The organism is Ruegeria sp. BI12 (assembly GCF_056537985.1).
Map to the genome: position 1 here is coordinate 86,102 of NZ_JBQFSL010000004.1, position 23,272 is coordinate 109,373.

The following is a 23,272-nucleotide window of genomic DNA, read 5'->3' on the forward strand; positions in this document are numbered from 1 at the left end:
TACGGCAATGAATACCCCTCTTGGTGTTATCCTGGCGGGCGGTCTCGCCACCCGAATGGGCGGAGGAGACAAGGGCCTGCTGACAATCGGTAAGCAGAGTCTGCTGTCTCATGTGATCGATCGCTTGAAACCGCAGGTGGGCGGGCTGGCATTGAACGCCAATGGCGACCCCAAGCGGTTTGCAAACCTCGATCTGCCGATCCTGCCCGATACAATAGAAGGGTTCGCAGGACCGCTGGCTGGAGTTCTGGCCGGGCTTGACTGGGCGGCAGGGCAGGGCGCCGAAAGCATCGTAACCGCGGCTGCCGACACGCCGTTTTTCCCGCGTGATCTGGCCGTGCGGCTGATGCGGGCCGCCGAAGGTCAGGTGCATCCGTTGGTTTTGGCAACCACCCCCCGTACCAGTGATGAAGCTCTGAAGTCGGGCGGCGGCAAACGGGTGAACCGGCACCCGACCTTTGGCCTTTGGCCTGTCGCGCTGCGCGACGATCTACGGGACGCTTTGAACGGCGGATTGCGTAAAGTCGTGCAGTGGACTGACAAGCACAACGGGCGCGAGGCGCTGTTTCCTGCCGATCCGTTCGATCCGTTCTTCAACGTCAACACACCCGACGATCTGGCACGGGCGCAAGAACTGCTGGAGCAGGCATGAGGGCTTACGGCGTCACCGGATGGAAAAACGCCGGCAAGACCGGTCTGATGGAGCGTTTGGTTGCCGAGATCACCAAACGCGGCCTCACGGTTTCTACGGTCAAGCACGCCCATCACGCGGTCGATGTCGACCAGCCTGGGACTGACAGTTTCCGCCATCGAGACGCCGGTGCATCCGAGGTGCTTCTGGCATCGGGTAAGCGCATTGCGGTAATGCAGGAATTGCGCGGGGCACCCGAACCACCTCTGGCAGATCTTCTGGCGCGGCTTCTTCCGGTCGATCTTGTCCTGATCGAAGGGTTCAAACGGGAAAGACACCCCAAGATCGAAGCGTTTAGGGCAGAGGCTGGCAATGCGCTGATGGCCGGGGAGAACAATACGATCCGGGCCATAGCCAGCGATACACCGCTGCAGGTCGGGGTTCCGGTGTTCGATCTGAACGACACCTCCGCAATCGCAGATTTCATCTTGAAAGAGGTCGGACTATGACGCCGCCAAACATCACGCCTCCGCCCTTGCGAAATGATTGTTTTGCGTTGCCTGCCGGGGTCAATTGGACGCCCGTGGACGAGGCACTAGAGATGTTGCGGTCGAGGTTGACTGTTGTGACTTCGGTCGAAATCGCCCAGATCGAGCAGGCTTCGGGACGTATACTTGCAGAAGACGTTTTGGCAAAGCGTTCGAACCCGCCGCAACCGAATACGGCTGTGGATGGATATGGGTTTTCCGGAGCGGCCCCCGAGGGACCGCAGGTGATGCCGCTGCAGGATGGGCGCGCCGCTGCTGGTATCCCGTTTGACGGCGTAGTGGCGCTGGGTAACGCGCTGCGCGTATTGACCGGCGCGGCGCTGCCCGACGGCGTGGATACGGTAATACTGGAAGAGGATGTGACCGTTCAGGACGGCCATATCGCCTTTCATGGTCCGCTGAAGCAGGGCGCAAACACCCGCAAGGCTGGCGAGGACGTTGCAGAGGGCGACTTGGTTTTGCCCGCCGGGCGCCGGCTGACGCCGGCTGATGTCGCGCTTTTGTCGGCAACAGGGATTGCCGAGATTTCGGTTCGCAAAACGTTGCGGGTTGCGGTGCTGTCGACCGGGGATGAACTGGTCGAACCGGGAAACCTCGCCGGTCCCGGTCAGATTTTCGACGCCAACCGTCCAATGCTGTTGTCGATGATTGAAAGGCTGGGTTTTGAGCCGGTTGACATGGGTCGGGCGTCCGACGACAGGGAAGACTTGCGTGACAGGTTGGACAGGTCGGCAGCGCAGGCAGACGTCATTATGACCAGCGGCGGCGCGTCTGCCGGAGATGAAGATCACGTCTCAGCATTGTTGCGAGAGGCCGGGGCCATGCAGGAGTGGCGGATCGCGCTGAAACCGGGCCGCCCATTGGCGTTGGGTATGTGGAACGAAACGCCCGTGTTTGGTCTGCCGGGAAACCCTGTTGCCGCCAAGGTCTGCACTTTGATCTTTGCCCGCCCTGGGTTGGGTCTGATGGCGGGCGAAGGTTGGTCCGAACCGCAGGGCTTCGACCTGCCTGCCAATTTCGAGAAACGCAAGAAACCGGGGCGGCGCGAGTATCTGCGCGCCCGCGTCCGTGATGGCAGGGTCGAGGTTTTTGCCTCGGAAGGCTCAGGTCGTATCAGTGGACTTAGCTGGGCTGAGGGACTGGTCGAGATTCAGGATGGCGCTTGTCACATCGTGCCAGGTGATCCGGTGCGGTTCATTCCTTATGGCAGCTTTGGGTTGTGATCAGTCAAATGTACCCGCGACGCGCCCAAGCAGCATGAAAGCACGGGCGGTTCGTGTGTCGCCCAATGCAGTCAGGTCCGCGTCGCTGGCCGACGGTTCAAATTCGACGATCATGTGATCAAAACGGCGCAGGAAATGATGCGCTGCGTCCCGGAATATCGGGTCCTGCTTCATCCTTGCGGCGGTCAGGGCCAGCGAAGAACGGTCTCTGATTCCGCCCAACGCGGCAACCGCGCGGCCGCGCGCGCCTTGCGCGAATTGCCGCCAGATTTCAGGGCGGGCCATATCCGGGCGCAGGTCATCCATATAGATGCCTTCCTGGCTCAGCAGTGTCAGTACGTCCTGTGAAGCCTGTACCAGTTGCGCGGTCTTGCGATCCCGAAGCGCCAGCCTGAGGGCATCGAACCCTTCGGCGTCATCCTGTGTTTCAGGAAAGTTCAGCGCCCGAATGAAGGTATTGGTCGTCAATGGCGGCGCGATATCCTCAGCCGGCGTACCCAGTTCCAATGACGTCTGGTCACCCGCATCAACAGAGGTCTCGCCCCGAACCGGCTCGGTCCGTTTCGACGAAAACGTCGCCAGCGCGGTTTCCGTCTTTTTGGTGGCCTCAGCGATTTCATCTAGTTTTTTACTGACACCGGGTTCTTGCAGACTAGCCGCGCGCTGTTGCTGAATCACATAGGTTTGACGGATCGCGTCAATCGCGGTTTGTAACCGGGCGCTTTCCTCGCGCATGACGCGGCTGGCGCGCATTGATGTCGCGGCGACCCAGATCATAGCCACTGGCATGAACACCGCCAGCAGGGTCACGACGAATCCGCCACCTTCGACCTTGTCGGGAAGCACCAGAAATACAACAGACACGATCAGCCAGACCACGCTAAGCACGATGGCAACGATCTCGATCTCGGTCACCGAAGGATGCGAAGGCTTGTCATAGATACCCAAAGGGGTCGGCCGTTCGGGATCTTGCTCGGGATTGGGCTCTGACATGGTCAAGGCTCCGGTCAGGCATACTCGATACTTAGAACTTCATAGGACCGCACACCACCGGGGGTGCGTACTTCGACACTGTCGCCTTCTTCCTTGCCGATCAATGCCCTTGCGATGGGCGATTTGATGTTCAGCAGGCCGTTTTCGATGTTGGCCTCGTACTCGCCGACGATTTGCCAGGTCTTTTCCTCGTCAGTGTCTTCGTCCACCAGCGTTACCTTGGCGCCAAATTTGATTGCGCCGTTCAGCTTGGCCGGGTCGATCACGTCAGCCAGTGACAGGATGCCTTCCAGCTCTTTGATACGACCTTCGATGAAGCCCTGCTTTTCACGGGCCGAATGGTATTCGGCATTCTCTTTCAGGTCGCCCAGCTCGCGCGCTGTGGCGATGGCTTCGATGATCGCCGGGCGCTCGACCGACTTGAGGTTTTTCAGCTCCGCCGCAAGAGCGGCATTGCCCGTAGGCGTCATTGGAATTTTTTCCATGTTCTTGTCGTCCACGCATAAATTGTTTCGCCCCGCCGCATGAGACAAGCGTCGGGGCGATTTGATGGGTCATCAAATACCTGACCCAAATGAGGCGTGAATTGCAAGGGGGCTTGGTCGCGCGACGCGCGGATTACGGCCTAGTCGTAGCTAATGACTTCGAATTCGATGTCATTGTCGTCATTGAAGTAGAACCGCCGACCTGGCTCATAATCCGCATGGGACTTAGGCGTGAATCCTGCGGCTATCACCTTTTTCTCGGTTGTATCGATGTCCTCGACCAATACGCCCACATGGTTCAGGCCGCCAACGATGTCATAGCTACTTTCCCCGGACGGTTGCGGATCGCTGGGCGCGTAAAGTGCCAAGTATGTGTGCTTACTGCCTACGTGAACCGTGTAACCGCCTGCAATTGCCGGGCCTTCCCAGCGGGTTTTCCAACCGAAAACCTTGTGCATCCACGCAGCTGAAGCCTGTGGATCGCGGACAGTGAAATTGGTGTGTTCAAGCGTCGCCATCATGGGATCTCCTTTGCATCTTGAGGCTTGTCCCGACTCACCGTAATTTCTAAACCTAACTTTAGGTCAAGGTATTATTTCGGAGTATGTGATGGCGGTTTCGGACGGGTTGGCAATTGGTGCATTGGCGCAGCGTACTGGGCTGGCTGTGTCGGCCATCCGGTATTACGAGGCGCAAGGCCTGATATCGCCTTGGCGTAACGCGGGCGGGCAACGGCGGTATCAACGCGCGGACATCAGACGCCTGAGCTTTGTGATGATTGCCCAGCAGTTCGGCCTGACCCTGCCCGAGATCCGAGAGGTGCTGTCCGGCCTGCCGGGCAATCGCACCCCGACCCCGCAGGATTGGCAAAAAATCAGCAAGGGTCTGCGGGCCCATCTGAATCAGCGAATCGATACCCTGACGCGATTGCGCGACAATCTGGACGGCTGCATCGGTTGTGGTTGCCTTAGTCTGCCGAAATGCGCCTTGTACAACCCCGATGACCGCGCCAAATCAAATGGTAGCGGTCCCAGGTATCTGATGGGGGACTCACCCGAGGCATAACTGCCGCATTGCAGCAAAGTTACGCCGTGTTTTGATTGACCAACGTCTTTGAGACCATGTAATCAGCCGTGAAACAATATTGCGCAGACCACGCAGTGAAAGCGCCAATTCGGAAAGTTAGCTAAGGAGCCCGCGATGGCCGAGATTGAACGCGAAGCGATGGAATACGATGTGGTGATCGTGGGTGCAGGCCCCGCGGGCCTGTCGGCGGCCATCCGTCTGAAACAGCTGGATGCCGACCTGAACGTTGTCGTGCTCGAGAAGGGCTCGGAAGTGGGCGCGCATATCCTTTCTGGAGCAGTTCTGGATCCCTGCGGTCTGGACGCTCTGATCCCGGATTGGAAGGAAAAAGGCGCCCCGCTGAACGTGCCGGTGCATGAAGATAACTTCTACATGCTGGGCGAGGCGGGCAAGATCCGCATCCCCAACTTCCCGATGCCGCCGCTGATGAACAATCACGGCAACTACATTGTCTCTATGGGTAATGTCTGCCGCTGGATGGCTGAACAGGCCGAGGAGCTGGGCGTAGAAATCTTCCCTGGCATGGCGTGTTCGGAACTGGTGTATGGCGACAATGGCGAAGTCAAAGGCGTTGTTGCCGGTGTCTTCGGCCTGGAGCCTGATGGGTCCTATGGCCCGGGCACCGAGCCGGGCATGGAACTGCACGGCAAATACGTCTTCCTTTCGGAAGGTGTCCGTGGCTCGCTGTCCAAGGAAGTCATCGCCAAGTACGACCTGTCTGCTGGCAAAGAGCCGCAGAAATACGGCGTCGGCATGAAAGAGATCTGGGAGGTCGACCCCGCCAAGCACAAGGAAGGCTCAGTAACTCATACGATGGGCTGGCCTCTGGGCAGCAACGCGGGCGGCGGATCGTTTATTTACCACCTTGAAAACAATCAGGTCTATGTCGGTTTCGTGGTTCACCTGAACTACAAAAACCCGCATCTGTATCCTTACATGGAATTCCAGCGCTTCAAGCATCACCCGGTGGTGGCCGATCTGCTGAAAGGCGGCAAGCGCGTGGCCTATGGTGCACGTGCAATTACCGAAGGTGGCTGGCAGTCGATGCCAAAGCTGGTTGCACCTGGCGTGGCGCTTCTGGGTTGTTCGGCGGGCATGGTCAACGTGCCGCGCATCAAGGGCAACCACAACGCAATGCTGTCGGGCAAGGCTGCGGCTGAAGCCGCATTCGACGCCATCAAGGCCGAACGTTCGGGCGACGAGCTGACCGCTTACGAGACCGACGTGCGTGAAGGCGCAATCGGTGCGGACCTAAAGAAAGTGCGCAACGTCAAACCGCTGTGGTCGAAATACGGTCTGACCGCCAGCCTGATGCTGGGTGGTATGGACATGTGGACCAACACGCTGGGCTTTTCGCTTTTGGGCACTCTGGGTCACGGCAAAAACGACGCCGAGGCGACCGAAGAGGCAAGCAAGCATCAGCCTATCGACTATCCGAAGCCCGATGGTACGCTGTCGTTTGACCGTCTGACCAACGTGTCCTTCGCGATGACCAACCACGAGGAAAGCCAGCCCTGCCACCTGAAACTGACGGACCCGGAGATCCCGGTAAAGGTCAACCTGCCCAAGTTCGATGAACCGGCGCAGCGTTATTGCCCGGCGGGCGTGTATGAGATGGTCGAGGATGAAGATGGTCCGCGATTCGTCATTAACTTCCAGAATTGCGTCCACTGCAAAACCTGTGACATCAAGGATCCCAGCCAGAATATCACATGGACCACGCCACAGGGTGGGGACGGACCGAACTATCCCAACATGTAAGCGAAAACACGGGCAATGGCAGGGTCGTGAAGGCTCTGCCATTGCCTCTTTCCGGTCAAAGCCCTAGCTTGTTGCCCAGTCAACGATAGCAAGGCAGGATTTTGGTGGCTTCCCTCGTTCGTCGCGCGGCATTGGTCGCGCTGTTAACCTCGTCATTTGCATTCCCGGCGCTGTCGGATTCTGGCTCTGGGTCGTATCTGGCCGGACGTCAGGCGATTTATCAAAGCGACTATACCTCTGCCGAGAAGTATTATGCGCAGGCCCTGCGGGCCGACCCTGAAAACGGAAAGCTACTGGAAAACGTCGTCGTAGCACGCCTTGCGTTGGGTGAGGTTGAGCGTGCGCTGCCGGTTGCCCAATCCATTGAAGCGCTTCAACTGCCAAGCCAGGCGGCAAAAATGGTCATCATGGCCAACCTGATCGCCGACGAAAAGTTGGATGAGCTGCTTGCGCGCGATCCTGAGACCCAAGGCGTCGGACCACTGGTTGATGGGCTGGTTCTGGGCTGGGTCTATGTGGCTCAGGGTGCCATGACCAAGGCTATGGAGAAGTTTGACGAGGTCAGCACGCAAGAGGGGCTGCGGGAATTCGCCATGTTCCACAAGGCGCTGGCGCTTGCTTCGGTTGGTGATTTCGAAGGTGCCGAAGAGATTTTTTCTGCCAACAATGGCGCGGTCTCTCGTTTCTCGCGGCGTGCAGCGCTGGCCCGGACCGAGGTGCTGTCGCAACTGGACCGCAACGAGGATGCGGTGCAATACCTAGATGATGTTTTCGCGGCTGGCAGCGACCCGTCGATTGAAGGGTATGTAGCCCGTCTGAAGGCTGGTGAAACGCTGCCGTTCACACATGTTCAGTCCGCTCAGGACGGTATGGCCGAGGTCTTCTTTTCTGTCGGTGCAGCGCTCAGCAGCGAAGCGTCACAAGATTACGTTCTGCTCTACGCCCGGATTGCAGCGTTCCTGCGCCAGGACCATGTCGATGCCATCCTTCTGAGTGCCGAGTTGCTGGATGCGCTCGAACAATATGACCTGGCCGTCGAAGCCTATCGCATGGTGCCTTCAACTAGCAGTGACTACCACGCGGCCGAGTTGGGCCGAGCCGAGGTTCTGGGCCGTTCAGGAAAAACAGATGCAGCGGCCGAAGTTCTGCAGAACCTTGCGGCGCAAAGCCCTGACCTACCCAGTGTGCACGTGGCCCTGGCCGATCTGCAAAGACGGCAAGAGAACTATACTGATGCCGTTGCGACCTATGACACGGCTATCGAACTGACCGAGCAGGGCGTCAGCGGTAACTGGTTTCTGTACTACGCCCGCGGTATCTCGCATGAACGTCTCAAGAACTGGGATTTGGCCGAAGCTGATTTCAGGCGCGCGCTGGAATTGAACCCCGATCAGCCGCAAGTTCTGAACTATCTGGGCTATTCGCTGGTTGAACGTCAGGAAAAGCTGGACGAAGCGCTGGACATGATCGAACGCGCTGTCGCTGCGCGCCCGGACAGCGGCTATATTGTTGACAGTCTTGGGTGGGTTCTGTTCCGTCTGGGTCGCTACGACGAAGCCGTTGCACATATGGAGCGCGCGGTCGAGTTGATGCCTGTCGATCCAGTAGTGAATGATCACCTGGGCGATGTGTACTGGGCTGTGGGGCGCGCCCGCGAAGCTGAATTCCAGTGGAAACGCGCGCTGTCTTTTGTTGACCCAGAAGACACAGATGGTGAAGCTGATCCGGACCGCATCCGTCGCAAGCTTGAAGTTGGGCTGGACGCGGTTTTGGTGGAAGAAGGCGCCGATCCCCTGAATGTCGCTAATGAGGGTTAAGGGCTTCGCGCCTGCAAAGATTAACCTGACCTTGCATGTGACCGGCCGCCGCGCGGACGGGTATCACCTGTTGGATTCGCTGGTCGTCTTTGCGGATGTCGGTGACGCGCTGGAGTTCACACCGGGGCCGACGTTGTCGATGTCCGTCATAGGTGAACACGCCGAAGGGGTGCCGACAGACGACCGAAATCTGGTTTGGAAAGCTGCTGCTGCTGCCAGATGGACCGGGCACATCAACCTGAACAAAGTGTTGCCGCACGGAGGCGGGATTGGCGGGGGATCCTCGGACGCTGCGGCGACGCTGCGCATGATTGCAGATCACGGTGGTGCGATCCCTGACGAGACGGCCCTGACCCTTGGTGCGGATGTACCGGTTTGCGTGGCGGCCAATGCCACCCGGATGCAGGGTATCGGCGAACAGTTGCAGCCCGTTTCACTGCCGCGATTGCCAGCTCTTTTGGTCAATCCCGGTGTGGAGGTTCCTACCGGTGCCGTCTTCTCTGCTCTGCAGAGTCGCGACAACGCGCCAATGCCTGAAAATATCCCGGCCCTTGAGACGCCTGAAACCTGCAGTAATTGGCTGCTGGCACAACGCAATGACCTTGAAACACCAACAAAGAACCTAGCGTCCGAGGTCGCCCGCGTTCTGGATGATCTATCAGATACAAGAGATGCTTTAATGGCCCGTATGTCAGGCTCTGGTTCGACTTGTTTCGCGCTCTATCCGACCATGAATGCGGCCCATTTTGCCGCTTATGAGATTGGCGCGGCCCATCCTGACTGGTGGTGCCGCGCAACGCTGCTCAATTAAGGCGCGAAACCACGTAATCGGCCAGGTCACGCAGTAACGACCGGATCTCGTGATCCGGCAATGCGTCCAGCGAAGATTTGGCTTTGGCGGCCCACCCAAACGCATCCGAGCGTGTGGCGTCCAACGTGCCGTATTTGTTCATCAGGCTCAGCGCTTGGTCCAGATCGCCGTCTTCCTGACGGCCGCGGCCAATTGTGCGCTCCCAAAAGGCATGCTCTTCCGGGGAGGCCTGTGCGATGGCTTTGATGACCGGCAAAGTCAGCTTACGCTCACGGAAGTCGTCGCCGACATTTTTGCCGGTCGCCTTGCTGTCCCCCTGGTAATCCAGCAGGTCATCGGCGATCTGGAATGCAATCCCCAGCGCATCGCCATAGTCGTACAATGCCTTAACCTGATCTTCTGACGCCCCGGCGATCACGCCGCCCACCTCGGTTGCGGCTGAGAACAGTGCAGCGGTCTTGCCACGCACGACCTGCAAGTAAATTGCCTCGGTAGTGCCCAGATCGGTGGCGGCGGTCATTTGCAGCACCTCGCCCTCGGCAATGGTCGCCGAGGCATTGGCCAGAATGTCCAGCACACGCAGGGAACCGGTCTCAACCATCAGCTGGAAACTGCGGGAGAACAGGTAGTCGCCTACCAAAACGCTGGATTTGTTGTCCCACAACAGGTTCGCAGTGGGGCGGCCACGCCGCTGAGCGCTTTCGTCAACGACATCGTCGTGCAGCAGGGTTGCGGTGTGAATGAACTCGACCGTTGCGGCGAGGCGCACGTGGTGATCGCCCGGATAATTGAACATCCGAGCGGCTGCCAGCGTCAGCATCGGGCGCAGACGCTTGCCGCCCGCCTCAACCAGATGCGCTGTCACTTCCGGTATACGCGGTGCATGTTCCGAGGCCATACGCGTGCGGATCAACTGGTTTACGGCGTCCATTTCGCCGTCCAGAATCTCGGCCAGTCGCTCATGCGGTTTCGAGATCGTGTCGATGTTCATCACTCTCCTGATACAAGGCTCGACTTCCGCCTTGCCTTGCCCTTACATCAATCCCCATGAAAGAACTACTGCGCAGCACCGATCCGACGATTCTGGCTTTTGCTTCCGCCCTTCTTGAGGGCGAGGATATAGACTGCTTTCAGATGGACGTAAATATGAGCATCCTCGAAGGAGGCATAGGAATCTTTCCGCGCCGCCTGATGGTGCGGGCCGATGACCTGACCCGCGCAGAACGGGTCATGCGTGACAACGAAATCCCGCTTGGCAGATGAGCCTGTTTTCCGACAGTGAATTGACCCAAAACGACTTTTTGGGCGGACGTGTGCGTCTGTTGCAGCCGCGCGCGGGATATCGCGCGGGTGTTGATCCGGTTCTGCTGGCGGCGGCTGTCCCGGCGACACGTGGTCACACCGTGTTGGAACTGGGCTGCGGTGCAGGTGCCGCGATCCTGTGTCTGTTGGCGCGTGTTTCGCACCTGCAGGCCGTTGGGGTCGAGCTGCAGGCAAGCTATGCTGATTTGGCGCGCCGAAATGCGGCTGAAAACACTGCGCGGCTGGAGGTTGTAGAGGCTGACCTTGGTGCCTTGCCGGCTAGGCTCAAAACACGACAATTTGATCACGTGATCGCCAACCCACCCTATTACCGTGCTGGTGCGCATAGCCCGGCAGATGACGCGGGGCGTAGTATCGCATTGGGCGAGCAAACGCCTTTGGAAAACTGGTTTAGCTGCGCATCCAAGCGCCTCGCGCCGCGTGGGTATTTGCACATGATCCAGAAAGCCAATCGTCTTCCTGACATGCTGGCGGCATGCGAAGGGCGGTTAGGATCGGTTGAGATCCTCCCACTGGTCGCCAGATCTGGCCGCAAAGCCGAATTGGTGATTTTACGGGCCAGAAAGGGTGGTCGCGCCGATTTTCAGCTGCATGCGCCAGTGGTTTTACACAGCGGGGATCGGCACGAACGTGATGGCGAAAGCTATACGCCGCAGATATCGGACGTATTGCGCAAAGGGGCTGCGTTGCCTGGGTTTTCCGTTCAATAGGCATTAACCAGCCGAATTTGTCGGATTTATTACAGATTCTGTGCGTCTGCAGCGTGACAGGCTGGAAACGATGTGGTCAAATTCTTACGTGAACCTGAGACACCAACGAAGGAGTATCGCCATGAGCGTGAGCGCACATCTGACCGAACTGAAGAAAAAGCACGAAACTCTCGGTCTTGAAGTTGAACAGGCCCAACGCTCGCCAGGCATCGATGATCTCCATATCGCGCAACTCAAAAAACAAAAACTAAAGCTAAAGGAAGAGATCGAACGCCTGTCAGCCTAGGTTTTCATACTAGCTCGCGCAGCAATACACGCGCCGCCAGTAATTAACACGGCCGCGATCGCCAGACCCCAGGACGGGGCGGCGATCCCGGCAACAACCAATGCCAGCGTAGACAACAGGGGTGCTGCGTACGATGCCGTGCCCAGTATCTGAATGTCGCCTTGCTTGACCCCGATATCCCAGACATAGAACGCCAGTCCCACCGGCCCTAAGCCCAATGCGATCACGGACGCCCAGCCAAAGGCGCTGGGGGGCCATACAGTATCCTCGACTGCGAGATGCAGTGCACCAGAGGCTATAGCCGTAGCAATGCAGAAAACGGCCACAGAGCTTGTTGGTGTATTCCCCAGTCGGCGCGACAGAACCGAGTAGCCGGACCATGTAAGCGCGCATAGCAAGGCCAACCCGTAGCCGGGCAGGTGGTCGGTCTGAAACCCTGTGCTGCCAGCACCGCCGATAATCACGGCGGCCCCTGCGAATCCAAGGCAGGCGCCGAACAAATGTCCGATGCGTAGATGTTCGCCCGGCAAGAGGCCGGAAAACAACACGATGAGCAAGGGCCAGAGATAGGCGATCAAACCCGCCTCGGCTGCAGGAGCCGTGCGCAGGGCCGAGAAATAAAGCGCGTGATAGCCGAACAACCCGGCTGTGCCGAACAGATAGGTGGTCCATGGAATCTCTTTTAACTGCCGCAACCCGCCACTGCGCCAGGTCCAGATCAGACCCAAAACTCCACCGATAGAAAAGCAGATTGTATTAAGTAACAGTGGCGGCGTAGGGGCCGACCCGACTGTGAAAAGGGCCAGCAGAGACCACAGCAGGACGGCTACAAACCCGATGGCCGTGGCTCGGGATTTGGTCATAGGCTCTGAACCTCTTCGACCGGGATAATGTTGAATTCGTCCGAGATATGCGCGGTCTTTTCGATCTCGGCCATGAACCAGTCACGGAACGCAGCGATCTGAGGCCTGTTTTCTGCGCCTGGCAAGCACAGAAACCGAAACCGACCCCGGGTTTCAATGGCCGTTTTGAACGGTGCGACAAGGCGACCCTCGGTAAGGTCCTTCAGGATCATCGCGCGGCGTCCCAATACAATGCCAACTCCGGCAACCGCAGCATCAATCGCGTGGTCTGCGTTCGAAAAATGAGCTCCGTGGGCAGGCGCAAAATCAACTCTGACTGCTCGAAACCAGGTTGGCCAGTCGCTGGGCGGCTGCAGGAACGCAATTGAATCATCAAAGATCAAGGGAGCATCTCTGAGGCTGTCGGGCGTTGGGAACTGCTCGGCCAGTTCTGGCGTCATCACCGGGGTCAACCATTCCTTGCGCACGGGCAGGGAATACAGCCCTTCATCGCCTCCGTAGCCAAACCGAATAGCGACATCCACGTCATCACGTTCAAGGTCCATGATCCGCAATGTTGCCGAGAACTTGAGGTCAATCTCGGGATGCGTACGCGCAAATTCATACAGGCGCGGCGCCAACCATTTAGCGGTCAAAGCTGGTCCGGCGGTCACTGTCAAAGAGGTATCGTTACCTTGCCGTCGCACGGATCGCCATGCGGCCTGCAGCGCTGCGAAACCTTCGGCGGCACCAGGAGCAAGGACGCGTCCCGCTTCGGTCAGTTCCACCGCGCGGTTCAGTCGGTGAAACAGGGGGCGGCCCAGATGTTCCTCCAGTGATTTGATTTGGAAAGACAGGGCCGCGGGGGTCACACGCAATTCTTCGGCGGCCTTCGCAAATGACATATGGCGTGCAGCGGCGTCAAAAGCGCGTAAAGCTGTCAGAGGGGGAAGATAATCGCTCATAGATGCACAAGAATATCTTAACTGAAATCCCAATAAAGCTCGTTTGTCACTTTGATTGATAAGGCGCATATTGGTCGCATGTCAAACCAAGCTGAACTGAAAGGACGACTGCCATGATCGAAATGACGACCAACCCCGCAGCTGCCCGCGCCTTTCAGCGGGCGCACGCTGAGCGCGGCAAGATGATCAAACACGCCATTAACTGGCTATTCGGTTCCCGCTGAGCGTAGCGCGCGCGTTCTTACGGGATAAAAAAGGGCCGGTCCGCAAGGGACCGGCCCGTTGTCTTTTCAGCGCTTCGGATCAGGCGAAGAACTGTGCTCCGTTGGCCGAGATTGTCGAACCATTGATGAACTGAGAATCGTCGGATGCCAGGAACGCCACGCAACGCGCGATTTCTTCCGGCTCACCCAGGCGACCTGCTGGGATCTGGCCGATGATGGATTCGCGGACTTTTTCAGGAACGGCCATCACCATCTCGGTTGCGATGTAGCCGGGGCAGATCGCGTTGGCGGTGATACCAGCACGCGCGCCTTCCTGCGCCAGCGATTTCACGATGCCCAGATCACCTGCTTTGGTCGCGGCATAGTTCACCTGAGCGAACTGGCCCTTCTGACCATTGATCGAGCTGATGACGATGACACGGCCGAACTTACGCTCGCGCATGCCGTTCCAGACGGGGTGCACGGTGTTGAACACGCCGGTCAGGTTGGTGTCGATGACCTGGTGCCACTGTTCCGGGGTCATCTTGTGGAACGGTGCATCGCGGGTGATGCCCGCGTTGGCGACCACGATGTCGATGGGGCCGACTTCAGATTCGACTTTTTCAATTCCGGCTTTGGATTCGTCGTAATCAGCGACGTTCCACTTGTAGGTGGCGATGCCTGTCTCTTCGGTGAACTTCGCGGCGGCTTCGTCGTTCCCCGCATAGGTGGCTGCAACATTGTACCCTTCGGCCTTGAGCGCCTTGGAAATTGCTGCGCCGATGCCGCGGGAGCCGCCGGTAACGAGTGCTGTACGTGCCATTTAGGAATCCTCCAATTTAAGTCGTCTTGGTAATGCTGTTACTTTGAGAGGTGATCGTGCGCAATATTGTTTCGTCATGAAATTTGATTTTCCGCTTGGCAATATCGTCGCATCTTTGGGTTAAGGACCCAATGTAACAAAAAAGGGCGCCCAATGGACGCCCTTTTTTATTTGATTATCAACGCACTTAGTCGCGCTCCACGCACAGGGCGACGCCCATGCCGCCGCCGATGCAGAGAGTGGCGAGACCTTTCTTCGCGTCGCGACGTTTCATTTCGAACAGAAGCGTGTTCAGAACGCGGCAGCCCGAAGCGCCGATCGGGTGACCGATGGCGATAGCGCCGCCGTTCACGTTTACGATCGACGGGTCCCAACCCATGTCCTTGTTCACGGCGCAGGCCTGTGCGGCGAAGGCTTCGTTGGCTTCGACCAGATCCAGATCGTCAACCGACCATCCTGCTTTTTCCAACGCCTTGCGCGACGCGTAGATCGGGCCAACGCCCATGATCGACGGATCCAGACCGGCGGTTGCGTAGGATGCGATGCGGGCCAGAGGTTCAATACCTCGCTTTTCAGCGTTCTCAGCGGACATCAGCAGAGTGGCCGCGGCGCCGTCGTTCAGGCCAGAAGCGTTTGCGGCCGTGACCGAACCGTCCTTGGTGAAGGCCGGACGCAGTTTGCCCATGGCTTCCATGGTTGCGCCGTGACGGATGTATTCGTCAGCGTCCATCACGATATCGCCCTTGCGGGTCTTGATGGTGAAAGGCGTGATTTCGTCGGCGAATTTGCCAGCCTTTTGCGCAGCTTCAGCCTTGTTCTGCGAGGCCACGGCGAATTCATCCTGCATGTCGCGGCTAATTTGCCATTTCTCGGCGACGTTTTCAGCGGTCTGACCCATGTGATAGCCGTTGAACGCATCCCAAAGACCATCGCGGATCATCGTGTCGATATATTTCATGTCGCCCATTTTTTGACCGGCCCGCAGAGCGGCGGCATGGGGCGACAAGGTCATGTTCTCTTGGCCGCCGGCAGCAACGATCTCGGCGTCGCCCAGTTGGATGTGCTGTGCGCCCAAAGCAACCGCCCGCAAACCCGAACCGCACACCTGGTTGATGCCCCAGGCTGCGCTTTCCTGCGGCAGACCAGCATTGATATGCGCCTGACGGGCGGGATTCTGACCCTGAGCAGCTGTCAGCACCTGTCCCAGAATGGTTTCGCTGACTTCGCCCTTTTCCACGCCTGCGCGTTCTACTACGGCCTCCAGTACGGCGGCTCCAAGATCATGCGCGGGTGTGTTTGCAAACGAGCCGCCAAAGCTGCCCACTCCGGTACGCGCGGCGGATGCGATTACTACGTTGGTCATTTAGACAATCCTTTACCGTCAAGGTCCTGCGGGATATTCGACGGCGCGGATCGCACAGAGAGGGCCCTGTGGCAGTAAGAGCGCCTCATGTTCCCCGCTCCAACTCTCAATGGCATAGCGCAACGCTGCAGTTGCAGCAACGGTCAGCTTGTCTCAGCCCGGGTGTGGACCGGCACATTCCTTCTAACTGGCTGTACGTGCGCGCTTTTTCGCCTTCCATGGGGCGGAAACGGTTGGTGCGCCAAACAGGAACCCCTGCAGGCAGTCGACGCCGTTAGCGATAAGGAATTCGGCATCGCTTTGTGTTTCGACTGATTCGGCGGTGACCAGAATCTCGAATTCCCGGGCCACGGCGATCAAGGCCCGCACCAGCGCCTGATTGTCCGGGTTTTCGCTGATACCGTGGATGAACTGGCCGTCGATCTTTGCGGCGTCAAAGAAAAACTCGCGAAAATTGCGAAAGCTGAAGTTACTGGCACCAAAGTCATCAAGCGCAAAGGCGACGCCGCGCGGCTGCAGCCGATCCATGAAGTCGATCACAAGTTCAGGCACCGTCATGGCCGAACTTTCGGAAATTTCCAAAATCAACCTTTCGCCGATACTGGCACCTTTCTTCAAATACCGCTCCAGTACACGCGACCATCGCGCATACCCAATCGAACGGGCGGACATGTTGATGGACAGGCGAATGTCGGGGTTTTTGGTCAGCGTCCGCAGGCCCATTTCAAGCGCGACACAGTCTAGTTCGCGTCCGATTGGAGTGTTTTCCAGTTGTGGCATGAATTCGCGCGCTGGAATGACCCGACCGGTTTCGTCCAGCACCCTGATGAAGCCTTCGTAGAAGGCGACACCATGTGGCGCGTTCGCCTGCATCACGGGTTGAAAGGCCAGTTTGCACTGTTTGTGCTTCACAGCCTCGGCCGCGGTTTCAAGAGTCGAGGCATCACGGGATTTAACGGCGGCGTTTAGAGGGTTGTCGCCACCCTCGGGCAAATCTGCCAGTTCCTTTTTCCGCATGAGCAACCCGTTTCCCTTACTGTCGTCGGTCCGGTGACGATTTCAGAGGAAAGGTATGAATCTGTGGTTAAGGAAGACGTGATTGGTGCAGGTCAGTACAAGTCAGCGTGTCGTTTCCCAGATGCGACCTAGCGCAGCAAAGCCGCCGATCACCGCACCCATTAAGCCCAAAAGCATCATGCCAAAGCCCAACGCGACGATCTCAGAGGCACCACCACCAAGGGCGGTCATCATCGCCAACACCATACCGGTAAGACCCATTACGGTGGACAGGGTTGTCAGTCTGATCATCTTGGCCTCCGGTTACTCGCACTACTCACATCGGATCGATATGGGGCGCAGGGGCCGGATTTCAAGAATTGGGTCGGGCCGGTCGGCGGGATCAGGCCTGTTTTGCCTGCGTATTGGGCTGTTTGGCGTCGAACTGCTCGAATCCGGGCGTTCCGCGATCTTCCGGGTGGCGGGCCAGATGCTTGGCTTTGATCTGTTCGGAATTGTCTCGGCTGCCATCATGACTGTAGCCCGGAGGGGCAAAGCAATAGGCCAGCCGCTGGCGCATCGTCAGCCCGGGTTGGGTAGCGTCACGCCAGATGCCGACCCATTCATGAAAAGCCACGCGCAGCGGGTTGAACGTGCCGATGTTGTGCACCAGCCCATAGTCCACTTGGTCATCTTCCTGTTCGGGAACGAAGGTTCTAAACATCTTGTCCCAGATGATGAACACGCCGGCGTAGTTGCAATCCAGATAGCGTGCATTGCGACCGTGATGGGCGCGGTGGTGGCTAGGCGTGTTCATCACCGCCTCGAACCAGCGGGGCATCTTGCCGATGGCTTCGGTGTGTATCCAGAACTGATAAATCAGGTTCAGACCACCCACGAACAGCACCATCGCCGGGTGAAAGCCCAGAAGGATGAGCGGAGCACGAACCACCATCATGAAGGTGAACGTATAGGTCCAGGTCTGACGAAGAGCTGTGGTCAGGTTGTAGTGTTGCGAGCTGTGATGGTTCACATGGCTGGCCCAGACCCAGCGGATGCGGTGACCAAATCTGTGCACCCAGTAATAACGCAGGTCATCCAGTACAAAGCATAGAATGATGACGGGTATAGACGTCCCCAGGTTCAGCGGTGTGATTTGCCACAGCCACATGAAAAACGCATAAGCGATGAATCCCAGTAAAAAGCCGGATGCGATATTGCCCGCGCCCATGATCAGAGATGTGACGGCATCCCGTGTCTCATAGCGCCCTCCACGCCCCTTGACGGCGATCCACAGAAACTCGGCCAGAATGGCGGCAATAAAAAAGGGGACGGCCCATTGCACGGCGTCCGGGAAAGTCACTTGGTCGATCATGCGGGCTCCATCAGGTGCTGCCAATGGCGGCGTTCTGTTTCGTCAAGGTGGATGACGGCTTTTGGCGTTCCGAAGTCGTGGAACCGGACTTCGACCCCTTGTGGATGGTCCATCACGTCAAAGTCCAGCAGATGTCGGGCCACGGTGTCTGCGCCAAAGGACCAAAGCACGCCATTGCCTTTTTCGGTTCGAATCAGCGCCGCGTGGCCATCATGGGCAACTGTGACGTCGATAACCTCATCATCCGGCGCATGGCGAAGCCATTCTGAACGTGCGATTTCTGGTGTCAGCCTACGCAACCGCGACCTGCCGGTCATGTGCAACATCACCGTTATCCCGGCGATGCCTCCGACCACCAGAACCAGTAGAATTTCAAGCGGCATTCCGTCCTCCTGCGCGGCAGAGTGCAAAGCGGCAGGCAGGCTGTCAAAGGTGGCGTGGCGTCAGCTATGCTCCAGACTGTCCAGAATTTCATACTGCACGACCCGTTGCACAAAGGGGACCAACCCCTCGGGACCGGAAGCCCGATCCTTGAGGTGGATACAGATGTCGGGCCTGCGCGCCGCGATGATGCCCACCATCTCGCCGCGTATCCTGTCATCAAGACCTGCGCCCATGATCGCGCAAGAGATGCGCGGTTCTTCGTCCAACTGCCGTTTGACTTCTTCCTGATCATGCGCGCCAAGCCATTGGATCGGAAGGTGATCAAGTTGCCGCGCAACGTCTCCGATCACATTTGGCAAGCGTCCAATCAGTAACACCACTGGTCTCATCGTCGCCTCCATTTCAATCGTACATATTGCCCTGCCCAAAAGAAGGGCAGGAGCATTGTATCACGAGATTGAGCGTGGCGGTGGACGCTAGTTCGAAACCTTGTAAACGGTTGTTTTGCCCTTGCCCTTTTCGCGCGTCATGCGCGCCGAATTTCCGTCAATTTCCCAAACCTGACAATCGGTCCCAAGCGCCTTGCCGTCCAGCACGCCGTTGCGGCACCAGAATTTCTTGTTCCAAACCCAACTGCCGCTGAATTTCTTCCCGCTGGTCAACTTTGCTGAAACCGAGCCGTCGGCATTGGCAATAAACACGTTGCCCTGTTCATCCGTCAGCTTTTTGCCGACAAGCTGAATGTTGAATTGATCCGCAGTTTTGACGCGTTTGTAATCTGCCTGAGCGGCACCAGCTGCCGCAACAAGAACTGAAATTATAAAAGTTAAAACAATACGCTTCACAACAAGTCTCCCTGGTTAAACACCAGAGAGACTATCACGATTCGCTGAACCCTTGGTCAGTTAACCTTCGGCACCCACTAAGGTCGAAACGATCGCCTTGGCACTGTCCGAGTTCCATTCAGCATCGCCAATCAATCGGGCAATCTCGTTGCCGTCGGGGTCCAGAATGACAGTGATAGGCAGAGCGATTACGCCCATTTCCCTGGCAACAGCCGATTTAGGGTCCTGATGACGGGGCAAATTGTCGATGCCGTTCTCTTCGAAGAACTTCTTTATCCCAGCTGGTGAATTGCGCCCGGTTGCAAGTGTCAGGACCTCGAATTTATCTCCGCCAAACTCTTCCTGCAGCTCGGCAATCTGGGGCATTTCCTTTCGGCAGGGTGCACACCATGTGGCCCAGAAGTTCAGCAGGACATACTTGCCCTTGTAGTCTTCAAGCGTCGCGACACCGCCATCATCTTCAAGCTGGAACTCTACTGCTTCAACGGGTTTCGGTTCTTTGTGCAGGATCAACCGTTTCAGGGTGTCCTCCCGCAGCGGTGCCAGAGTTTCAGCATCCGTGGCCAAAGCCGCGTTTGCACCCAACGCAAGGGCCATATAAAGGGGGATCAGACGAAATAGGCGCATATCAACTCCGGGTTTTCTTACATGACCGATCAATCTTCGAACCAGATGTGGGGCGGCCGCTTTGCCGCCGGTCCAGACGCGATCATGGAGGCGATCAATGCCTCGATCGGGTTCGATCAGCGGATGGCAGCCCAGGACATTGCAGGCTCGCGCGCCCATGCCGCCATGCTGGCTGCCACAGGCGTTATAACTGATAGTGATGCGCAGGCTATTCGGGAAGGGCTGCTCACCGTTTTGTCAGAAATCCAGAACGGAGAGTTTCAGTTTTCGACCGCGCTGGAAGACATCCACATGAATGTCGAGGCGCGCCTGAAAGAGGTGATCGGAGAGCCCGCAGGCCGTTTGCACACAGGCCGTTCGCGCAATGATCAGGTCGCGACCGATTTTAAGCTCTGGGTCCGCGATCAGTTTGATGCGGCTGAAACGGGCCTGTTGGCCCTGATCCGCGCTCTTTTAGCGCAGGCCGAGGCAGGCGCCGATTGGGTCATGCCCGGCTTTACCCACCTGCAAACCGCGCAGCCTGTCACATGGGGCCATCACATGATGGCCTATGTCGAGATGTTCGGCCGCGATTTGAGCCGCGTTCGCGACGCCCGCGCCCGCATGAACGAATCCCCGCTGGGGGCCGCTGCATTGGCAGGAACGTCCTTCCCAATCGATCGTCACATGACAGCCGAAGCGCTGGGCTTTGACCGCCCTGCGGCAAACTCGCTGGATGCGGTCAGTGATCGTGATTTTGCGCTAGAATTCTTGTCCTGTGCGTCGATCTGTGCCGTTCACCTGTCGCGCTTTGCAGAGGAATTGGTGATCTGGTCCTCGGCCCAGTTCCGCTTTGTGACTTTGTCAGACCGGTTCTCGACCGGCTCGTCGATCATGCCACAGAAGAAAAACCCCGACGCTGCCGAGTTGATCCGCGCCAAAGTGGGACGGATATACGGTGCCAACACGGCACTGATGATGGTGATGAAGGGCCTTCCTTTGGCCTATTCCAAGGACATGCAGGAAGACAAGGAGCAGGTCTTTGATGCCGCCGACAACTGGATGCTGGCATTGGCGGCGATGGAAGGCATGGTCAAGGATATGACAGCCAACCGGGACAGTCTTGCCGCAGCTGCCGGATCCGGTTTCTCGACCGCGACCGATCTGGCCGATTGGCTGGTCCGAGTGCTGGAACTGCCGTTCCGCGATGCGCACCACGTGACCGGATCGCTGGTGGCGATGGCCGAAAGCAAAGGCTGTGATTTGCCCGATCTGACACTGGAAGACATGCAGTCGGTCCATGCAGACATCACGGATAATGTCTATTCTGTCCTTACCGTCGAAAATTCGGTAAACTCGCGCCAGTCTTATGGTGGCACTGCGCCCGATCAGGTGCGTGCCCAGGTCAAGCGGTGGAAGGCGCTGGTGTGATGCTGATACTACGTGTGGTCCTTCTGATGTCGGCAGGGTTTTTTCTGGCGGGTTGCGGAGCGGATGGCGAACCCATTCAACCCACGATGAGCGCAAATATCGGTGTCGGTAGCAGCGGCACCTATGGTGGCGTCGGAGTCGGCCTAAGTCGCGGCGGGTTCGGGGTTTTCCTAGGACTTTAATCGCGGATAGCAATCTTGCAAAACCATGCTTATCTGCATGGCAGAACGGCCCTGCGCCAAACACAACAAGAAGTTTAAACAATGAAAATCATTGGCCTGATCCTCGCGCTGTTCGTTCTGGCAGCCTGCGACCCGACGTATAAACCCCGCCCGGAACCCGCAGAGACGTCAACCGGGACCGGCCTCAAAATCTCGGGCTATGGCAGGGTCGGAATTTCTACGTCGAACTGATCTTGCGCGGAATCCATTGATCCGCGAGGCCATTTTGGTCTAAGCGCGCTGTCATGGATCACTTTCTCTACCGCGACGGCGCGCTTTACGCCGAGGATGTCCCGATCTCCGAAATCGCAGCCGCGGTCGGAACCCCGTTCTATGTCTACTCAACTGCGACTTTGTTGCGGCATTTCCAGCTGTTCGATGATGCGCTGGACGGAACGGATCATTTGGTCTGCTATGCGATGAAAGCTGCCAGTAATCAGGCGATTCTGAAGACGCTGGCGCGGGCGGGCGCTGGAATGGACGTTGTCTCGGGCGGGGAATACCTGCGCGCCAAGGCAGCGGGTGTTCCGGGAGACAAGATCGTGTTTTCCGGCGTCGGTAAAACGGCCGATGAGATTCGCACTGCGCTGACTGGAGGCATCCGCCAGTTCAACGTGGAATCCGAGCCCGAAATGGAAGTGATCAACGCCATCGCGCTTGAATTGGGTGTGGTCGCGCCGATCACAGTTCGCGTAAATCCGGACGTAGACGCCAAGACCCATGCCAAGATTGCCACGGGTAAGTCCGAAAACAAGTTCGGCATTCCGATTGCCCGCGCCTCCGAGGTCTATGGACATGCGGCCAGCCTTCCGGGGCTGGAGGTGATCGGTATCGACGTCCATATCGGCTCGCAACTGACCGAGTTGGAGCCGTTCGAGATGGCCTACACTAAGGTCGCCGAACTTACGGAAAAGCTGCGGTCTGAAGGTCACAATATTCGCCGTCTGGATTTGGGCGGGGGCTTGGGCATTCCATACACCCGCGCCAATGACGCACCACCGCTGCCAGTGGAATATGGAGCGTTGATTAAGAAAACGTTGGGCCATCTGGACTGTGAGATCGAGATCGAACCCGGCCGCCTGATTGCCGGAAACGCCGGTCTAATGGTCAGCAAGGTAATTTACGTGAAATCTGGCGAGGGCCGTGACTTCCTGATTCTGGATGGCGCGATGAACGACCTGATCCGTCCGGCGATGTACGAGGCGCATCATGACATCGTTGCCGTAGATGAACCTGCTCCGGGCGTCGAACAACAACCCTATGACATTGTCGGCCCGGTCTGCGAAAGCGGTGATACTTTTGCCAAGGAACGCAACATGCCGCCCCTTGCGCCAGGCGATCTGGTCGCCTTCCGCAGTGCCGGAGCCTATGGTGCGGTGATGTCCAGCGAATACAATACCCGGCCCCTGATCCCAGAGGTTCTTGTACATGGGGATCAATTTGCAGTTATTCGTGAACGCCCAAGCTTTGACGAAATCATAAACCGCGATACCATACCTGAGTGGCTTTGACGCGATAGGCGCGTGGGCCCGATCAGGAGGCCC

The 23,272-nt window shown here is 57.8% G+C and carries 29 protein-coding genes; 14 read left to right on the forward strand and 15 right to left on the reverse strand.

Going from position 1 to position 23,272, the window contains the following annotated elements:
* Positions 1 to 7 precede the first annotated feature (7 nt).
* Genes mobA through ACR0AK_RS21660 form a run of 3 tightly spaced genes read left to right on the forward strand, consistent with a single transcriptional unit; the run spans position 8 to position 2,402 of the window.
* Positions 8 to 652: a molybdenum cofactor guanylyltransferase MobA gene (gene mobA / locus ACR0AK_RS21650; RefSeq protein WP_480794934.1), complete on the forward strand. Its 645-nt coding sequence runs from the start codon at positions 8 to 10 to the stop codon at positions 650 to 652.
* Entirely contained in the window at positions 649 to 1,140 is a 492-nt protein-coding gene (mobB, locus tag ACR0AK_RS21655) for a molybdopterin-guanine dinucleotide biosynthesis protein B (RefSeq protein WP_480794935.1), read from the forward strand. Before mobA ends, mobB begins: the two co-directional genes overlap by 4 nt.
* The gene (locus tag ACR0AK_RS21660; protein WP_480794936.1) at positions 1,137 to 2,402 is read left to right on the forward strand and encodes a molybdopterin-binding protein; all 1,266 of its coding nucleotides are present in this window, start codon (positions 1,137 to 1,139) and stop codon (positions 2,400 to 2,402) included. The genes mobB and ACR0AK_RS21660 overlap by 4 nt, the downstream gene beginning before the upstream one ends.
* Here ACR0AK_RS21660 and ACR0AK_RS21665 read toward each other — a convergent pair whose 3' ends face one another.
* The 3 genes from ACR0AK_RS21665 to ACR0AK_RS21675 all read right to left on the reverse strand — a co-directional run bounded on the left by ACR0AK_RS21665 (position 2,403) and on the right by ACR0AK_RS21675 (position 4,401).
* Complete coding sequence (locus ACR0AK_RS21665; RefSeq protein ID WP_480794937.1) at positions 2,403 to 3,395, reverse strand: hypothetical protein; 993 nt, start codon at positions 3,393 to 3,395, stop codon at positions 2,403 to 2,405.
* A gap of 14 nt (positions 3,396 to 3,409) precedes the next feature.
* Positions 3,410 to 3,880, reverse strand: coding sequence for a transcription elongation factor GreA (gene greA, locus ACR0AK_RS21670; protein WP_170562645.1), 471 nt, complete (start codon positions 3,878 to 3,880; stop codon positions 3,410 to 3,412).
* 140 nt (positions 3,881 to 4,020) lie between these two features.
* A complete protein-coding gene (locus ACR0AK_RS21675) occupies positions 4,021 to 4,401 on the reverse strand; it encodes a VOC family protein (RefSeq protein ID WP_480794938.1) in 381 nt (126 codons plus the stop codon).
* Between the two features lie 88 nt (positions 4,402 to 4,489).
* Here ACR0AK_RS21675 and soxR point away from each other — a divergent pair, with 88 nt between their 5' ends.
* The 4 genes from soxR to ACR0AK_RS21695 all read left to right on the forward strand — a co-directional run bounded on the left by soxR (position 4,490) and on the right by ACR0AK_RS21695 (position 9,355).
* Entirely contained in the window at positions 4,490 to 4,945 is a 456-nt protein-coding gene (soxR, locus tag ACR0AK_RS21680) for a redox-sensitive transcriptional activator SoxR (RefSeq protein ID WP_480794939.1), read from the forward strand.
* Positions 4,946 to 5,080: 135 nt separating this feature from the next.
* On the forward strand, positions 5,081 to 6,727 hold the full coding sequence (locus tag ACR0AK_RS21685) for an electron transfer flavoprotein-ubiquinone oxidoreductase (protein ID WP_480794940.1): 1,647 nt from the start codon (positions 5,081 to 5,083) through the stop codon (positions 6,725 to 6,727).
* Positions 6,728 to 6,831: 104 nt separating this feature from the next.
* Positions 6,832 to 8,544: a tetratricopeptide repeat protein gene (locus ACR0AK_RS21690; protein WP_480794941.1), complete on the forward strand. Its 1,713-nt coding sequence runs from the start codon at positions 6,832 to 6,834 to the stop codon at positions 8,542 to 8,544.
* Positions 8,534 to 9,355, forward strand: a complete 822-nt coding sequence (locus ACR0AK_RS21695; RefSeq protein WP_480795064.1) for a 4-(cytidine 5'-diphospho)-2-C-methyl-D-erythritol kinase — start codon at positions 8,534 to 8,536, stop codon at positions 9,353 to 9,355. The genes ACR0AK_RS21690 and ACR0AK_RS21695 overlap by 11 nt, the downstream gene beginning before the upstream one ends.
* Here ACR0AK_RS21695 and ACR0AK_RS21700 read toward each other — a convergent pair.
* Positions 9,348 to 10,346, reverse strand: coding sequence for a polyprenyl synthetase family protein (locus ACR0AK_RS21700; protein ID WP_480794942.1), 999 nt, complete (start codon positions 10,344 to 10,346; stop codon positions 9,348 to 9,350). The genes ACR0AK_RS21695 and ACR0AK_RS21700 overlap by 8 nt on opposite strands.
* Positions 10,347 to 10,402: 56 nt before the next feature.
* Here ACR0AK_RS21700 and ACR0AK_RS21705 point away from each other — a divergent pair, with 56 nt between their 5' ends.
* The 3 genes from ACR0AK_RS21705 to ACR0AK_RS21715 all read left to right on the forward strand — a co-directional run bounded on the left by ACR0AK_RS21705 (position 10,403) and on the right by ACR0AK_RS21715 (position 11,674).
* Positions 10,403 to 10,618: a putative signal transducing protein gene (locus ACR0AK_RS21705; protein WP_037316655.1), complete on the forward strand. Its 216-nt coding sequence runs from the start codon at positions 10,403 to 10,405 to the stop codon at positions 10,616 to 10,618.
* On the forward strand, positions 10,615 to 11,388 hold the full coding sequence (locus ACR0AK_RS21710) for a tRNA1(Val) (adenine(37)-N6)-methyltransferase (protein ID WP_480794943.1): 774 nt from the start codon (positions 10,615 to 10,617) through the stop codon (positions 11,386 to 11,388). The genes ACR0AK_RS21705 and ACR0AK_RS21710 overlap by 4 nt, the downstream gene beginning before the upstream one ends.
* A 121-nt stretch (positions 11,389 to 11,509) precedes the next feature.
* Positions 11,510 to 11,674 (forward strand): YdcH family protein, encoded by a 165-nt coding sequence (locus ACR0AK_RS21715; RefSeq protein ID WP_170350663.1) that lies wholly within the window; start codon positions 11,510 to 11,512, stop codon positions 11,672 to 11,674.
* On the opposite strand, the gene yddG is transcribed toward ACR0AK_RS21715, so the two are convergent.
* From yddG to ACR0AK_RS21770, 11 genes are all read right to left on the reverse strand, one after another.
* Positions 11,671 to 12,537 carry an aromatic amino acid exporter YddG gene (gene yddG / locus ACR0AK_RS21720; protein WP_480794944.1) on the reverse strand — a complete coding sequence of 289 codons (867 nt, stop codon included), beginning with the start codon at positions 12,535 to 12,537 and terminating at the stop codon, positions 11,671 to 11,673. The two genes, ACR0AK_RS21715 and yddG, sit on opposite strands and share 4 nt — an antisense overlap.
* Positions 12,534 to 13,481 carry a transcriptional regulator GcvA gene (locus ACR0AK_RS21725; RefSeq protein ID WP_480794945.1) on the reverse strand — a complete coding sequence of 316 codons (948 nt, stop codon included), beginning with the start codon at positions 13,479 to 13,481 and terminating at the stop codon, positions 12,534 to 12,536. Before ACR0AK_RS21725 ends, yddG begins: the two co-directional genes overlap by 4 nt.
* A gap of 303 nt (positions 13,482 to 13,784) precedes the next feature.
* Positions 13,785 to 14,507 (reverse strand): acetoacetyl-CoA reductase, encoded by a 723-nt coding sequence (phbB, locus tag ACR0AK_RS21730; protein ID WP_480794946.1) that lies wholly within the window; start codon positions 14,505 to 14,507, stop codon positions 13,785 to 13,787.
* A gap of 187 nt (positions 14,508 to 14,694) precedes the next feature.
* The gene (locus ACR0AK_RS21735; protein WP_480794947.1) at positions 14,695 to 15,870 is read right to left on the reverse strand and encodes an acetyl-CoA C-acetyltransferase; all 1,176 of its coding nucleotides are present in this window, start codon (positions 15,868 to 15,870) and stop codon (positions 14,695 to 14,697) included.
* Positions 15,871 to 16,053: 183 nt separating this feature from the next.
* The gene (locus ACR0AK_RS21740) at positions 16,054 to 16,887 is read right to left on the reverse strand and encodes an EAL domain-containing protein (protein ID WP_480794948.1); all 834 of its coding nucleotides are present in this window, start codon (positions 16,885 to 16,887) and stop codon (positions 16,054 to 16,056) included.
* Positions 16,888 to 16,989: 102 nt separating this feature from the next.
* Complete coding sequence (locus tag ACR0AK_RS21745; RefSeq protein ID WP_480794949.1) at positions 16,990 to 17,178, reverse strand: hypothetical protein; 189 nt, start codon at positions 17,176 to 17,178, stop codon at positions 16,990 to 16,992.
* 91 nt (positions 17,179 to 17,269) lie between these two features.
* A complete protein-coding gene (locus ACR0AK_RS21750; protein ID WP_480794950.1) occupies positions 17,270 to 18,241 on the reverse strand; it encodes a sterol desaturase family protein in 972 nt (323 codons plus the stop codon).
* The gene (locus ACR0AK_RS21755; protein WP_480794951.1) at positions 18,238 to 18,624 is read right to left on the reverse strand and encodes a hypothetical protein; all 387 of its coding nucleotides are present in this window, start codon (positions 18,622 to 18,624) and stop codon (positions 18,238 to 18,240) included. The genes ACR0AK_RS21750 and ACR0AK_RS21755 overlap by 4 nt, the downstream gene beginning before the upstream one ends.
* 60 nt (positions 18,625 to 18,684) lie before the next feature.
* Positions 18,685 to 19,014, reverse strand: coding sequence for a hypothetical protein (locus tag ACR0AK_RS21760; RefSeq protein ID WP_170562688.1), 330 nt, complete (start codon positions 19,012 to 19,014; stop codon positions 18,685 to 18,687).
* A gap of 87 nt (positions 19,015 to 19,101) precedes the next feature.
* Positions 19,102 to 19,470 (reverse strand): hypothetical protein, encoded by a 369-nt coding sequence (locus ACR0AK_RS21765; protein WP_480794952.1) that lies wholly within the window; start codon positions 19,468 to 19,470, stop codon positions 19,102 to 19,104.
* A 60-nt stretch (positions 19,471 to 19,530) separates the two neighbouring features.
* Positions 19,531 to 20,097, reverse strand: coding sequence for a TlpA disulfide reductase family protein (locus ACR0AK_RS21770; protein WP_480794953.1), 567 nt, complete (start codon positions 20,095 to 20,097; stop codon positions 19,531 to 19,533).
* Between the two features lie 21 nt (positions 20,098 to 20,118).
* On the opposite strand from ACR0AK_RS21770, the gene argH reads away from it, so the two are divergent.
* From argH to lysA, 4 genes are all read left to right on the forward strand, one after another.
* Positions 20,119 to 21,507 carry an argininosuccinate lyase gene (argH, locus tag ACR0AK_RS21775; protein ID WP_480794954.1) on the forward strand — a complete coding sequence of 463 codons (1,389 nt, stop codon included), beginning with the start codon at positions 20,119 to 20,121 and terminating at the stop codon, positions 21,505 to 21,507.
* The gene (locus ACR0AK_RS21780; RefSeq protein WP_170562698.1) at positions 21,507 to 21,689 is read left to right on the forward strand and encodes an argininosuccinate lyase; all 183 of its coding nucleotides are present in this window, start codon (positions 21,507 to 21,509) and stop codon (positions 21,687 to 21,689) included. Before argH ends, ACR0AK_RS21780 begins: the two co-directional genes overlap by 1 nt.
* Before the next feature lie 81 nt (positions 21,690 to 21,770).
* Positions 21,771 to 21,920 carry a hypothetical protein gene (locus ACR0AK_RS21785; RefSeq protein WP_480794955.1) on the forward strand — a complete coding sequence of 50 codons (150 nt, stop codon included), beginning with the start codon at positions 21,771 to 21,773 and terminating at the stop codon, positions 21,918 to 21,920.
* Between the two features lie 53 nt (positions 21,921 to 21,973).
* Positions 21,974 to 23,239, forward strand: coding sequence for a diaminopimelate decarboxylase (gene lysA, locus ACR0AK_RS21790; RefSeq protein ID WP_480794956.1), 1,266 nt, complete (start codon positions 21,974 to 21,976; stop codon positions 23,237 to 23,239).
* The last annotated feature ends 33 nt before the right edge of the window (positions 23,240 to 23,272 follow it).